Source organism: Caulobacter sp. GW821-FHT09H08, from assembly GCF_059415885.1.
Genome location: NZ_JBWKOC010000002.1, coordinates 371693 through 385090, shown reverse-complemented (window position 1 = coordinate 385090; position 13398 = coordinate 371693). Strand labels below are relative to the sequence as shown.

Here is a 13398-nt window from a genome sequence, read left to right as displayed (position 1 = left end):
TTGAGCACCTTGCCCCAGCGCCGGATCGGCCCCTTCCAGGTTTCGTCGATCGGCCTGGGCTGCATGAACCTCAGCCACGCCTATGGGCCGCCGCCACCCGCCGAGGATGGCGAGCGCCTGCTGAACCGGGCGCTGGACCTAGGGATCACCTTCCTGGATACGGCCGCCCTCTATGGCGGCGGCGCCAACGAACGCCTGGTCGGCCGCGCGGTCGGTCATCGCCGGAACGAGTACGTCCTGGCCAGCAAGTGCGTGCTGGACATCAAGGACGGCCAGCGCGTGCTGGACGGTTCGCCAGAGGCGATCACCGCCAGCCTGGACCGCTCGCTGCAGCGACTGGGCGTCGAGCACATCGACCTCTTCTACCTGCACCGCCTGGACAAGAACGTGCCCATCGAGGACTCGGTCGGCGCCCTGTCGCGCGCGGTCGAGGCCGGCAAGATCGGCGCGATCGGCCTGTCGGAGATGTCGGCCGCCACCTTGGAGCGCGCCCACGCGGTGCATCCGATCGCGGCCATGCAGACTGAGTACTCACCGATGGTCCGTAATCCGGAGGTCGCGGTGCTGGAGGCCTGCGAACGTTTGGGCGCGGGCTTCGTGGCCTTCTCGCCGGTGACGCGGGGCCTGTTGGCCGGCGCGGTCGCCGACGCGAATTACGCCCGAGGCGACATCCGCGCTTGGATGCCGCGCTTCGTCGAGCCGAACCTGTCGCATAACCTGGCCGCCGTCCGCCGCTTCGACGCGCTGGCCGCCAGCCTTGGCCTGGCCTCGGCTCAGCTGTCGCTGGCCTGGACCCTGGCCAGCGCCGAGCATGTGGTTCCCATCCCCGGCACCACCAGCCTGGCCCATCTGGAGGAGAACGTCGGTGCGGCCGGCGTGATGCTCTCGCCCGACGTCGTCGACCAGGTCAACGCGCTCTTTGCCGGCGACGCCATCCACGGTCCGCGCTATCCGGCCGAAGCCCAGGCTCAGGTCGATACCGAGCTGCTCCCGGACGAAGTGCTGGCCTGATCTCCACCCAAAAAGATGGGCGAAGCACGGAGGCTTCGCCCAGGGTTCGAGGCTTACGGGGAAGAGCAACCGGAGGCGTCGGGGATCGCCTCCGGTCCAAGGCGCTTAGAACCGGGCGCCCACCCGGATGCCGTAGGTGCGGGGTGGCAGATAGGTGCCGAAATAGACCCCGGCCGTCGACGTGGCGAAGGCGTAGGACTTCACCAGCTCGTCGGTGACGTTGTTGGCGTAGCCGGTCACCGTCCAGGAGCCGCCCGGCGCTTCGTAGGTCAGGTTCAGGTCGCCGGTGCTGTAGGCGTCCTGCTTGATGATCGGGCTGCGAATGTCGAACAGCAGATACTGCTTGGCCACGAAGCGGGCGCGGGCCGCCGCCGTGACCGTGCCGCCATTGGCCAGGTCGAAGCGGTGCGAGTAGTCCACCGTCAGAGTCGATTTCGGCGACTTGGGCAGCGGGTTGCCCGAGAAGTTGCCGCCCGACGAGAACGGCGTCACCGGCAGGGTGAAGTCGTTGAACTCCGAGTGAGTCAGCGCCCCCACGACGCCCAGGCGGTCGTTTGAGGTGATCGCCCACTGCGACTCCAACTCCAGACCGTACACCGTGGCCTTGTCGGCGTTGTAGGTGAGACGACCCGAGGCCGTGCAGGTCGGCAGGCCCGCCGGCAGGTTCAGGCAACCCAGCTGGCTGGCCTGGTAGTCCTTGTACTTGTAGTGGAAGGCCGTGACGTTCAGCTGCAGGGCGTTGTCGAACAGACGGTTCTTCGAGCCGACCTCGAACGAGGTCACGTGCTCGGGCTTGTACGAGTTCGGCGCTAGGCCGTCGTAGTTGCCGCCCCCCTTGTAGCCCGTCGAGGCCGTTGCGTAGACCAGTGAGCGCTCGGCCAGTTGATACTCGGCCGACGCCTTCCAGTTAGTGGCCTTCCACTCGCTGTTGGCGGCGTTGGTGATGCGCGAAAGCAGGACGCCGGCCGGGTTGCGGACCTCGGTCGTGCCGTTCTGCTTCTTCTGGTCGGCCGTGTAGCGCAGGCCGCCCGTCAGGCGCAGCTTGTCGGTGACGTGCCAGGTCGCCTGGCCGAACAGGGCCCGCGAATAGGCGTCGATCATCGGATAGCCGAAGGTCACCTGGGTCGGCGGCGCCAGCAGGGTCTGGAACGAGCTCTGCAGCTCATCCCAATAGTAGGCGCCGAGGATCCAGGTCACGGCCTGGTCGGCCTTCGAGGCCAGGCGGACTTCCAGCGAGTGCTGCTTGGCCTCCTGGTTCAGCTGGATGCGACGGTCGCTGGCGTAGAGGTTGTCCAGGACCATCTCGTGATAGGCCGGCAGGACGGTCAGGGTCGCCGGGCCGAAATCCCAATTCAGTTCAGCGTGATAGCCGGTGTTCTTGTTACGGATATGTGCGCCGGCGTTGACCGTGTTGGTCGAGCGCGGATCCACGCCCGCCACGTTCAGCTTGTAGGCGGCCGGGCCGACGCCCTTGCGCAGGTCGTAGTCGGCGGCGAACAGGATCGACAGGTCGTCCGTCGGCTTGACCAGCAGCTGGCCGCGATAGGCGCGCGAGTTCTGGTCCTCGGTCTTGTCGTCGGTCGCGAAGCCGTCACGCTTGAGCGTGCGCATGGCCAGGCGCGCGGCGACCTTGTCGCCGATCGGGAGGTTGACCATGCCGTTGACGCCGTACTGATTGTACGAGCCGTACTCGACGCCAACCGCGCCGGCATAGTCGAAGACTGGCCGGGCCGAGATCACATTGATCGCGCCAGCCGTGGCGTTACGGCCGTACAGCGTGCCCTGCGGGCCGCGCAGCACTTCGACCTGCTGGATGTCGTAGATCAGGCCGCCGGTCGATTGCGGACGGCCCAGATAGACGCCGTCGATATGATAAGCGACGGCTGGGTCGCCCTGCGGACCGTCATTGGTCGAGAAGATGCCGCGGATGGCGACGCCGGTGGCCGCGTTGCTGGAATTGATCTCGACGTTCGGAGCGGACCCCTGCAGAGCCTGCAGGTTCGGCGAGCCTTGTTTGGTCAGGCTCTCGCCGGTGACGGCGGTCACGGCGACCGGAATGTTCTGGACGTTTTCGCTGCGCTTCTGGGCGGTAACGACCACCTCTTCCAGCGCGGCCGGCTCGTTGCTCTGGGCGGGTGCGGTCTGAGCCTGGGCGCTGGCCGTCCATCCCAGAACGCAGGCGCCCGTCAGCAGCGCGGCGCGGAGCGACATCGATTGACCCCTCATGAATTCCTCCCTTGTCGTTCGCCCCCGCCTCTTTGGGCAGGGTTCGTTGATGAACCGGCGCGCGACATCGCTCGCCGATGCGAGGCGCGATCGGATTCAGACCCGGCCGCGACTTGAAACTTCCGTTGGCGACCTCTCCGGCCGTGCTCGTCCTAAGCTGAAGTAGAACAGGCGACGGCCTCGGCGGAGGGATCAAAAACCCGTATCGGCCGATAGCTTTATCGAACGGCCCCGTGCGATTTCGCGGGCAGATACAAGGGCATGGAGTCCTCCCACAGGCTGTCGGTCAGCAGGCGCTTGCCGGAGCCGTCGGCGTTCATGACCATGATCTGGCCATAGGGCTGGAAGGTGTTGTCGTAGAGCGCCGCCTCTTCGCGGAAGCCGTACATGCCGGTGCTGTAGAGGATCCGCCCATCGGCGCTCCACACGGCGTGGCCGTCGTTGCCGCGATTGGTGGTGAGGCGCTGCAGGTCCGAACCATCCGGCCGGATCGTGAAGACGTCGAAGTTCACCGCGTCGACCTTGCGGGTGAAGACGATCAGTTTTCCGTCCGGCGAGTAGAATGGCAGGTTGTCGTAGCCAGTGGTCAGCACCCGCGTCTGGCGGGTCTCGACGTTGATGATCCGCAGGCCCTTCTCGGTCTCGCTGAAGACGCGGAACACGATCTCCTTGCCGTCGCCGGAATAGCTGGGGAAGCCCGAATGGACCGAGCCGTCGGTCAGGGGCTCGAAGTCCGTGCCGTCGCGGCGCACGCGCATGATCACGGCCTTGCCGTGGGCGCGTTCCTGGAACCAGACGCCCATGCCGAAGGCCAACCACTGGCTGTCGGGCGACCAGGTCGGCTGGAAGGCGCCGGCCAAGCCCTTCTTGGCCATGTCGGCGTCCAGGCCCTTGCCGTTGACGTCGAAGATGGTTCGACGGTTCGTGCCGTCGCCGTTCATCGTCACCAGCGAGGAATTGCCCTGCTGCTTCTCGGTGATCGCCACCGTGCCGTCGTGGGCCAGCACCGGGAAGACGTCAGTGTGCAGGTAGTCGAACTTCGGGTCCCAGCTGTAAAGCGGCTTCAGCTGGCCGCGCGCCTTGAACCCGACCTTCTCGTAGATCACGCTCTTGCCGTCCGGCGACCAGACCGGCGAGCGCAGGACGCGCTGCACCGGCGCCTGGCCCGAGGTGTAGTAGAGGCCCTCGTCCGCGCCGCCCTTGCGGTGATAGGACAAGACGTCGTTGGTCAGGAACTGCGGGAAGATCTTCAGGCCGGGGCCCGAGGTGTGCTCGATCCGCTCACCGGTCTTCACGTCGACCGAGACGATCTGCGAGGCGATCTTGGCCAGCAGCTCGGGACGGCGCGCGCCCCAGGTGTCCTCGGTGGCCAGTTCGTAGAAGGCCACGCGCTTGCCGTTCGGCGACCACTTGGGCGAGCCCAGGCAATAGCCGGGCTTAGAGGCCACGCGGCGGAAGCCCTTGCCGTCGACGCCGATCACATAGATCGACAGCTCCTGGGTATGCTCCCAGCCCTTGCCGTCGTGGTGGCCGCGCCAGTCGGTGTTGCGGTCCGATGAGAAGGCCAGCCATTTGCCGTCCGGCGACCAAGCGGGGCGGAAGAAGCCGTCGGGCAGGCTCTGGTCGCCCTGGACGTCCGGCGCGCCGGTCAGGTTGGTCAGACGGCCGGTCTTCAGGTCCTTGACCCAGATGTTGGTGCGATAGCCGTCGCGGGTCGAGACGAACGCCAGGCGGGTCCCGTCCGGCGACAGCTCACCAGCGTCCTCGACGGCCGGGCCGACGATCAGGGGCTGGATGCCCGTCCCGTCGACATTGCAGCGGAAGAGATCCGACTGGCCGTCGCCGTTGCGCTCGGAGGTGAAGACCACGGACTTGCCGTCGGCGCTGAAGCTGGCGTGGTAGTCGAACACCGAGCTCGACAGCAGCTTGCGTTCGTTCGAGCCATCGGCGTTGGCGATGTAGAGCTCCGACGAGGACGGCCCGATACGGTTCATCAGCATCACGCCCTTGGGCGTCGCGGCCGGCTTCTTGGGCGCCGCGGCCATCGCTTCGCCCGCCAGGAACGCGGCCGGCAGGGCGGCGAGGAAGTGTCGGCGATCCATGGTGTCCTCCAATACGCGCCGCCTCTCCAAGGCGGACTTGATGTTCACATCGCCGCATCTGCCGCGCGGCTTTATGGGTCCTAGGCTAAGCCGAGAGCGGTCTGGCCATGTCGATCAGATTTACGTGCCGTCCGATCCATTCGCCGTGCTCGCGAAGGTCCGCGCGCGGCGCAGGGCCGGGAACCACCAGGCCCAGAGGCCGGTGACCAGGATCGCCCCGACACCGCCGGCGACCACGGCCGCCACGGGGCCGATCGCGGCGGCCAGGAAGCCAGACTCCGCCTCGCCCAATTCGTTCGAGGCCGAGATGAACAGGGTCGAGACCGCCCCTACCCGTCCTCGCATAGCGTCTGGCGTCGACAGCTGGATCAGCGACTGGCGGACATAGACCGAGAGCATGTCAGCGCCGCCCAGGATCACCAGGCAGATCAAGGACAGAGGCATCCAGCGAGAGAGGCCGAAGATCACCGTGGTCAGGCCGAATACGGCGACCGAGGCCAGCATCTTCACCCCGACATTGTGCTTCAGCGGCCGCCAGGCGAACAGCAGCGCCGTGGCCATCGCGCCCACGGCGGGCGCGGCGCGCAAGTGGCCCAGCCCCTCCGGACCGACGTGCAGGATGTCTCGCGCGAAGATCGGCAGCATGGCCGTCGCGCCGCCCAGCAGCACGGCGAACAGGTCCAGCGATATCGCGCCCATGACCAGCGTGTTGCTACGCACATAGACCAGCCCCTCGACCATCAGCAGCCAGGGCTTGCGCGGCTCGCCTAGAGCCCGGGAGATGGGCTTGAGCAGCAGCATGCAGGTCAACGACAGGACGAACAGCCCCACGCTCGCCGCATACGGCAGCGGCGCGCGCCAGGCGTAGAGATAACCGCCCATCGCCGGCCCCAGGATCGAGCCAACCCGGCCGGCGATGGCGTTGGTGGCGATGGCGTGCGGCAACGCCTCGGGCGGCACGATATTCGGCCCCAGGGCGTTCAAGGCCGGCATGGAGAAGGCGCGCGCGACGCCCAGGAACACCGCCACGCCCATCAGCGCCGGCAATGACATGGACCCCGTCCAGGTCAGCAGCCCCAAGGCAGCGGCGCAGAGCAGCTGCAGGCTCGTGGTCAGGCAGACGATCGCCCGCCGGTCGAAGCGATCGGCCGCCCAGCCCGTGACCAGGGTCAGCACGAACAGCGGCGCGAACTGGGCCAAGCCGACAAAGCCCAACTGCAAGGCGGCGTCCCGCGTGTTCATCGTGGCGCGGGCCAAGTCATAGACCTGCCACCCGACCACGATCACCAGCGTGTTCTGGGCCAGGGTCGAACACAGCCGCGCGGTCCAGAAGAAGCGGAAATCCCGGAACGCGAACGGATGCCTCTGGTCGGCCATGTCTTTTCCCTGCTCGCCGACCTGATCGCCAGCGAAGCCGAGCCGCTTCTAACGCCGCCGGGACCCAGAAAGATATCGGGTCGGAAACATCGATCGCAGTTCCAATAGCCCCGCCAACGTCTTGAATGACCTGGCCCAAGGCCCCGCCGATACCAAGGTCCGCGGGAGGATCTCGGATCATGATGACCGGCGCCGAAGCCGCTGTGCGGATGCTGCAGCAACACGGGGTCAGGCACGTCTTTGGCCTGTGCGGCGACACCAGCCTGCCCTTCTACGACGCCCTGGCCAGACTCGATCACGGCATCGATCACATCCTGACCCGCGACGAGCGCAGCGCCGCCTACATGGCCGACGCCTATGCCCGCCTCTCGGGCCGGGTCGGCGTTTGCGAGGGTCCCAGCGGCGGCGGCGCGACCTACATCCTGCCCGGCGTCATCGAGGCCAACGAGTCCTCGATCGCCATGGTCTCGATCACGTCCGACGTGCCGGTGACAGCGCGCGGCCGCTATCCGCTGACCGAGCTGGATCAGAAGGCGCTGTTCCGGCCGCTGAGCAAGTGGAACACGGTCGTCGACCATGTCGGCCAGATCCCGCACGTCTTTCGCACCGCCTTCCGCGCGGCGACCACCGGCCGTCCGGGCGCGACCCACATCGGCCTGCCATATGACCTGCAGAAGCAGAGCTTCGACGCCGACATCTGGGCCCAGGCCGAGCACGGCCAGTTCCCGGCCTATCGCGCCGGCCCGTCGCCGGACCTGGTGGCGGCCACCGCCGAGGTGATCCTGGCGGCCAAGCGTCCGGTCTTCGTCTGCGGCGGCGGCGCCATCATCTCGGGGGCCACCGCCGAACTCGCCGCCCTGGCCCAGTTGCTGGACACCCCGGTCGCCTCGACCGTCAGCGGTCACGGCGTGATCCCGGACGACCATCCGCTGGCCGTCGGCGTCGTCGGCGCCAATGGCGGCGTCGACCAGACACGCGAGGTCGTCGCCTCGGCTGACACGGTGATCTTCGTCGGCTGCCGCGCGGGCTCGACCACCACCGAGCATGGCGAGGTCCCCGGCCGCGACGTGCCGATCGTCCATATCGACGTCGATCCGATGGTCATCGGCGCCAACTACAAGGTCGAGGCCGGCCTGGTCGGCGACGCCAGGCTCTGCCTGTCGGCCCTGCTGGCCGAGATCGCTCGCCGCTTGGAGAACATGCCTCGCTCGACCGGCGCGGCCGAACGCCTGGTCGCTGTGCGCCAGGCCAAGCGCGCCAATTTCGAACGGCTGGCCGGCTCGACCGATCGCCCAATCCGGCCCGAACGCGTTCTGGCGGCCCTGCAAGCCGCCCTGCCCCGCGACGCCGTGATCGTCGCCGACCCCGGCACGCCGTGCCCCTACTTCTCTGGCTATTACGACTTCAACACCGCCGGCCGTCGGTTCATCACCAACCGCGCGCACGGCGCCCTGGGCTTCTCGCTGCCCGCCTCGATCGGCGCCAGCTATGGCGCGCCGGACGCCAAGGTGGTGGCGGTGATGGGTGACGGCAGTTTCGGCTTCGCGGTCGGAGAGTTGGAGACCATCGTCCGCAAGCAGTTGCCGGTCACGCTGATCGTCTTCTCGAACTCGTCCTACGGCTGGATCAAGGCCAGTCAGAAGAGCGGCTATGGCGAGCGCTACTTCTCGGTCGACTTCAACCGCTCCGACCACGCCCGCATCGCCGAGGCGTTCGGCCTCAAGGCCTGGACGGTGGCTGACCCCAACGACCTGGAAGCCGCCGTCCGCGCCGCCGTGGCCCATGACGGTCCGACCCTGATCGACGTGATCTCGCAGCCGCTGGAGGAGTCCGCCGTCCCCGTCAGTCGCTGGATGGGATGAGTCTTCGCGTCAGGCGTTGAAGGCCTTGGCGGCGACACGGCCGGCCGGCGCGTGTCTGTCCACGATGCCGACCCCGGCCAAGGCGGCGCCCAGACCACAGGCCAGGGCGGCGAAATAGAGGCGCTGGTCCGTTGCAATCAGCATACCGCCGCCGAACGCACCGGCGATCGCGCCGACCCGGCCGATCGTCGCGGCCATCCCCACGCCCGTCGCCCGGATACCGGCGGGATAGACCTCCGTGGCCAGGCCATAGAGACCGACCTGCAGGGCGAACACGGCTCCACCCGCCAGGCCCAGACCGCCCCAGACCGCGGCGATGTCCAGGCTCGGCGCCGTGATCAGCCAAGCGCAAAGGCCCGTCGCCGCCAGACCGCCAACGGCCAGACCTAACAGGGCCGGCAATGACCCGAGCATCCGGATCGCCTGCGCCGCCAGGACAGAAGCGACCACTCCACACAGATTGAAGATCAGGGACGCGCGGATCGCGGTCGCGGGCGCCACGCCAGCCGAAGTCAGGGTGACGGGGATCCAGCTGAGGTAGCCGTAAAGGACCAGCATCGAACCGAGAAACGCCAGGAAGAGACCGATGGTCGATCGCCTCAGGCCGGGCGCGAACAGGCCCTGTGAGGCCGCGCTCACCCCGGCATCGGACGCGAATTCCGTCGCCGCGCCGCCGGCCGCCTTCATCCAGTCGGCCAGGCGACCCGCAAGACCCGCGCGCCGTTGCAGGTGATAGGGAGACTCCCACAGCCCCTTACACATCAACAACAGGTGCAGCAGCGGCAGAATCGCCCCGAGCCAGAAGCAGGCGCGCCAGCCGAACGCGGGGATGATCCACGCGGCCAGGGCCGCGCCGACCATGCCGCCCAGCGGCGGGCCGACGATCACCAGCATCACCGCATGGCTGCGGTAACGCCGTGGCGTACACTCGGCGAGCAAAGCCGCCGCATTGGGGATCACCGCGCCCAGGCCAAGGCCCGTCAGGAACCGCAGCGCCGCCAGGTCGACGATCCCGTGCGCGAAACCGGTGACCAGGGCCCCTAGGCCGAACCAGGCGACGCCGGCCAGCAGCAGCGGCCGACGACCGAAGCGGTCGCCCAGGGCGCCGCCGGCCGCCGTCCCGATAGCCACGCCAACCAGGGCCGCGGCCGCTACCGGCGCGAAGGCCGCCGGCGACAGGCTCCAGGCCTTGAGGATCGCCGGCGCCGCGAAGGCCGAGACCTGCAGGTCGAAGCCGTCGAGCAGCATGATGACCGCGACCAGGCCCAGAAGGCGCCAATGGAAGCGACCGAATGAAAGGTCGTCGATCGCCGCCTCAAGGGTCCTGCTCATCGGCGTCAGTCGCGCGGGGGCCAGGGCTTGGCGGGCGCGCTCAGCATCGGCGTGCCCAACAGCGGCGACGACAGGGCGTAGAAGCCGTGGTTGGTGAACAGCCAGATGATGTTGCGGTCATACTCGACATAGATGCCGTAGCCGAGATTGCCCTTCACATACTCCGGCATCTCGGCGTCGGTCGGGAAGCGCGGCACGTAGTAGGCCGCGATCGTCGGGTTGGTCGGATCCTTGACGTCGAACAGCTGGACGCCGGCGTTGTAGAAGGCGTACGGCACGATCCCGTCGCGCGCCCGGCCCGGCTGGGTGAAATAGCCCGGACGCTTGGGTCCGAAGCTGCCGCGACGCTGGCAGAAGTCGGTGTACGGCGCGTCCTTGGGCGGGGTCGGACGGGGGAAGGTGGCGACGATCTTCGGATTGGCCAGGTCGTGAGCGTCGATGACGAAGATGTCCTTGTACGGCTCGTAGCAGTCATCGTTCATGGGATAGCCGTTCATGAAGATGTAGCCGGTGCGCTCGTACTGGCTGACGTCGATGTTGTCGGCCTCGGTGCCGGCGAACTTCGGCGGCAGGGCCAGGTGGCCGATGACCTTCATGTGCGCTGGGTCGCTGATGTCGACGGTGTAGAGGCCGAGGCCGCCCATGGCGCCGAAGCCGACCTTGCCGCCCTGCTCCACCGGCTTGGGGATGAACAGCGGCATGCGCGAACCCATCCACGAGGTGCGGTTCCCGGCGCGCGGGTTCATCAGGTAGGCGTCCTCGTCGGCCTTGCCGCCGATGACCTGGCCGGGCACCGAGAACTGCTGGGCCAGCTTGGGGTTCTTGGGATCCGAGACATCCCAGCTCTGGTAGCCGGGGCTGTGCAGGTAGTTCGGATATTCCGTCAGGGCGAAGTCGTCGCTGCCGGCCGCCGACAGGAACATGTACTTGCCGCCGAACCAGGCCGGTACGTCCAGCGAGCCGGAGCCCTCCTGCTGGCCGACCGGCGCGTCGGGGTGCTTGATGTCGGTGGTGCGCGAGGCCAACAGCTCCCACTGGTCGGGCAGCGGGCCGTTCATCGCATAGACCTTGAAGCCCTTATTGTAGGGCCAGCTGCGCATCTTCGCGACGCCGTCGGGCTCGGTCAGCTTGTCCTCGTAGATGCCGAAGCGCTGCACCTCGTTGGACTGGATCATCACGTATTTGCCCAGCGTCTTGTTCCACTGGATCGAAGCCGCCCCGATGATCTCATGCTCGGGCAGCGGGTTCTCCTGGCCCTCGACGCCCTTGCTCGTCCAGATCTCGCCCCGATGCAGCAGCTTCCTGCCCTTCGACGGATCGGTGACGTCGTAGATGCTGATGTTGCGGCGGTCGTAGATGTAGAGGTACCGCTTGCCGCCGAAGTCGACGATGTTCTGCCAGGTGTGGTGCGGCGATGTCGCGCCCGGATAGAACGCGATCACCTCCATGTTCTTGGCGTAGGCCTTCTGCTCCCAGTAGGTCAGCTGGCCGGGGAAGTGGACGCCTTCGCCTTCCAGCAGCGGCGTGGCGCGCGGATGGGTGAAAACGCCGGCCTTCTCGTCGTAGCCGTAGTCGACGCCAGGCTTGGGCTTGGGCGGCGGCCGGTCGTAGGTCAGGTCGTGCCAGGCCTTGACCTTCGGGTCGCGGATATCGGTCGGCTTGTCGGACTGCTGCGCGCCGGCGACGCTGCCCATCAGCATCGCCAGGGTCAGGGCGGCGGTCAGCCGCAGCGCGGACTTACGAGACATAACGCTTCTCCACTTCGGAACTCTCGAAAACGGTGGTGGCCGGCGGGCGCCGCTTCAGCCAGGCGATGGCCAACCAGGGCATGACCAGCATCAGAAGCCCATAGACCAGGGGAAGACGGGTGATTGCGGGGTCGCCGATCACGGTGACGGCGATCATCAGGCCGATGGCCAGGTTATGGACACCCACCTCGATAACGATGGTCATGGTCTGGGCGGCGTCCAGGCGGGCCAGCCGCGCCGCCAGGGCGCCGGCGCCGATGGCCAGCGAGATCAGGGCCAGGCACGCGATCGCGCTCTCGGCCAGCACCTTCGGGTCGGCGAGATAGCGGGCGTTGAAGGTGGTGGTCAGCAGGCACATCAGGCCGATCAGGACCAGGGCCAGCCAGCGGAAGGTCGGCAAGGCGGCCTCGGCCGCTCTCGGGGCCAGGCGGCGCGCGGCCATGCCCAGACCGGCCGGCGCGGCGGTCAGCAGCAGCAGGTGGGTCATGGTCTCGCCGACGGGGACCTGGACGCTTCTGGCCTCGTGCAGGAAGTGCTGCGTCGCGAACGCCGTCCACAGCGGCAGGGTCACGGCCACGAACAGGCTGGACGCCGCCGTCAGCACGACGGCCAGGGCCACATCCGCGCGGGCCGCCAGCGAGATGGCGTTCGAGGTGGCGCCGCCCGGACAGGCGGCCAGCAGCACCAGGCCCACGGCGACCTCGGGTCCGAACGGCAGGACGTGGCCGAGGCCGACGGCCACCAGCGGCACGAGCAGGAGTTGGATGGTCAGCCCCGCGACCACCGCGCGCGGCGCCGCGGCGATCCGCGCGAAGTCGCGCCCTCGCAGCGACAGGCCCATGCCGAACATGATCGTGAAGACGATGGCCGGGAAAAGGTACTTGGCCAGCAGGCCGAACATGGCGGGGGTCACAGGAAGGCCACCGATCCCGTCTCACCGGTCGCGGCTTCGACGGACCGCAGCAGCGAAGCAAACATCTCGCTGCCCGAGACGCCGACCGCCGGCTGGCGACGCTGGATGAAGAGCCGCGCGCCATCGGTGTCGATCGCCTCGATCTCCAGCGACAGCATGGCCGCGTCGGGATCGGCGATCAGCCGGCCTCGGCAACGGTCGACGCCGACGGTGGCCAAGGCGCAGGTGACCATGGCGTTGACGTTGCGCGGGAAGAGCTTGGCCATAGGGCCGACCGGGCCGTCATAGACAACGGTCTCGCCTGCGATCTCGGAGGCCTTCAGGCCTGTGTTCGACAGATCGATACTGCCAGGCGGTTTGCGGAAGGTGATCGTCACCTCGGCCCAGCGATCGCGCCAGGCGACGAGGCTGTCCAGCCCGACCAGCGCCCCGTGCGGGATCAGCAGGCGATGACCGTGACGCGCCGCCGCGGCCTTCAGCCGGTCCAGCAGATCGGGATCCGCGAGGGCGGTAACGGAGAGCGGCATGTAGTCGGCGACCGCCAGGATCCCCTCTCCGTGCCGGCGGGTGATGTCGGGATGGGCGGCCTCGACGACCAGGGTCGGCGCGAACCTCGCCAGGTCGGCCAGGTCATCCAGCCGTTGAGCCTCGGGAACGAACCCTAGGGCCTCGGGACGGCGGGCGTGCACGAAGGCCGCCCGCCACGTCCCTGCCCCGCCCTCGACATGGCGGAACAGTTGCTCGGCGACGAACCCGGCGCCGATGATGCCGATGCGAGCGCCGCTCGCCGTATCCCTCCGCATCGTCGTCGCCGGGCTCGTCATGGC

Annotated in this window: 9 protein-coding genes; 2 read left to right on the top strand and 7 right to left on the bottom strand. The window is 67.9% G+C overall.

Features of this window, described 5'->3' with window-relative positions; genetic code table 11:
• The gene (locus tag AC07NN_RS07065; RefSeq protein ID WP_494638935.1) at nt 1–1011 is read left to right on the top strand and encodes an aldo/keto reductase; all 1011 of its coding nucleotides are present in this window, start codon (nt 1–3) and stop codon (nt 1009–1011) included.
• A gap of 105 nt (nt 1012–1116) precedes the next feature.
• Here the strand turns inward: AC07NN_RS07065 and AC07NN_RS07060 are convergent, their stop codons facing one another.
• The 3 genes from AC07NN_RS07060 to AC07NN_RS07050 form a co-directional block, all read right to left on the bottom strand.
• Nucleotides 1117–3222, bottom strand: coding sequence for a TonB-dependent receptor (locus AC07NN_RS07060; protein ID WP_494638933.1), 2106 nt, complete (start codon nt 3220–3222; stop codon nt 1117–1119).
• 233 nt (nt 3223–3455) lie between these two features.
• Complete coding sequence (locus AC07NN_RS07055; RefSeq protein ID WP_494638931.1) at nt 3456–5339, bottom strand: hypothetical protein; 1884 nt, start codon at nt 5337–5339, stop codon at nt 3456–3458.
• Between the two features lie 120 nt (nt 5340–5459).
• Complete coding sequence (locus AC07NN_RS07050) at nt 5460–6716, bottom strand: MFS transporter (protein WP_494638929.1); 1257 nt, start codon at nt 6714–6716, stop codon at nt 5460–5462.
• Nucleotides 6717–6895: 179 nt separating this feature from the next.
• On the opposite strand from AC07NN_RS07050, the gene AC07NN_RS07045 reads away from it, so the two are divergent.
• Nucleotides 6896–8578 (top strand): thiamine pyrophosphate-binding protein, encoded by a 1683-nt coding sequence (locus AC07NN_RS07045; protein WP_494638927.1) that lies wholly within the window; start codon nt 6896–6898, stop codon nt 8576–8578.
• Between the two features lie 9 nt (nt 8579–8587).
• Here the strand turns inward: AC07NN_RS07045 and AC07NN_RS07040 are convergent, their stop codons facing one another.
• The 4 genes from AC07NN_RS07040 to AC07NN_RS07025 are packed head-to-tail and all read right to left on the bottom strand — an operon-like array spanning nt 8588 to nt 13395.
• The gene (locus AC07NN_RS07040) at nt 8588–9910 is read right to left on the bottom strand and encodes an MFS transporter (RefSeq protein ID WP_494638925.1); all 1323 of its coding nucleotides are present in this window, start codon (nt 9908–9910) and stop codon (nt 8588–8590) included.
• 5 nt (nt 9911–9915) lie between these two features.
• Nucleotides 9916–11658 (bottom strand): LVIVD repeat-containing protein, encoded by a 1743-nt coding sequence (locus AC07NN_RS07035; RefSeq protein WP_494638923.1) that lies wholly within the window; start codon nt 11656–11658, stop codon nt 9916–9918.
• Entirely contained in the window at nt 11648–12571 is a 924-nt protein-coding gene (locus AC07NN_RS07030; RefSeq protein ID WP_494638921.1) for a bile acid:sodium symporter family protein, read from the bottom strand. Before AC07NN_RS07030 ends, AC07NN_RS07035 begins: the two co-directional genes overlap by 11 nt.
• On the bottom strand, nt 12568–13395 hold the full coding sequence (locus AC07NN_RS07025) for an aspartate dehydrogenase domain-containing protein (RefSeq protein ID WP_494638919.1): 828 nt from the start codon (nt 13393–13395) through the stop codon (nt 12568–12570). The genes AC07NN_RS07030 and AC07NN_RS07025 overlap by 4 nt, the downstream gene beginning before the upstream one ends.
• Nucleotides 13396–13398: the final 3 nt, after the last annotated feature.

Bases quoted from the DNA above. Each gene is read 5' to 3' on its own strand.
- AC07NN_RS07040 (WP_494638925.1), bottom strand. From the start codon at position 9,910: ATGAGCAGGACCCTTGAGGCGGCGATCGACGACCTTTCATTCGGTCGC.
- AC07NN_RS07045 (WP_494638927.1), top strand. From the start codon at position 6,896: ATGATGACCGGCGCCGAAGCCGCTGTGCGGATGCTGCAGCAACACGGG.
- AC07NN_RS07035 (WP_494638923.1), bottom strand. From the start codon at position 11,658: ATGTCTCGTAAGTCCGCGCTGCGGCTGACCGCCGCCCTGACCCTGGCG.
- AC07NN_RS07050 (WP_494638929.1), bottom strand. From the start codon at position 6,716: ATGGCCGACCAGAGGCATCCGTTCGCGTTCCGGGATTTCCGCTTCTTC.
- AC07NN_RS07025 (WP_494638919.1), bottom strand. From the start codon at position 13,395: ATGACGAGCCCGGCGACGACGATGCGGAGGGATACGGCGAGCGGCGCT.
- AC07NN_RS07055 (WP_494638931.1), bottom strand. From the start codon at position 5,339: ATGGATCGCCGACACTTCCTCGCCGCCCTGCCGGCCGCGTTCCTGGCG.
- AC07NN_RS07060 (WP_494638933.1), bottom strand. From the start codon at position 3,222: ATGTCGCTCCGCGCCGCGCTGCTGACGGGCGCCTGCGTTCTGGGATGG.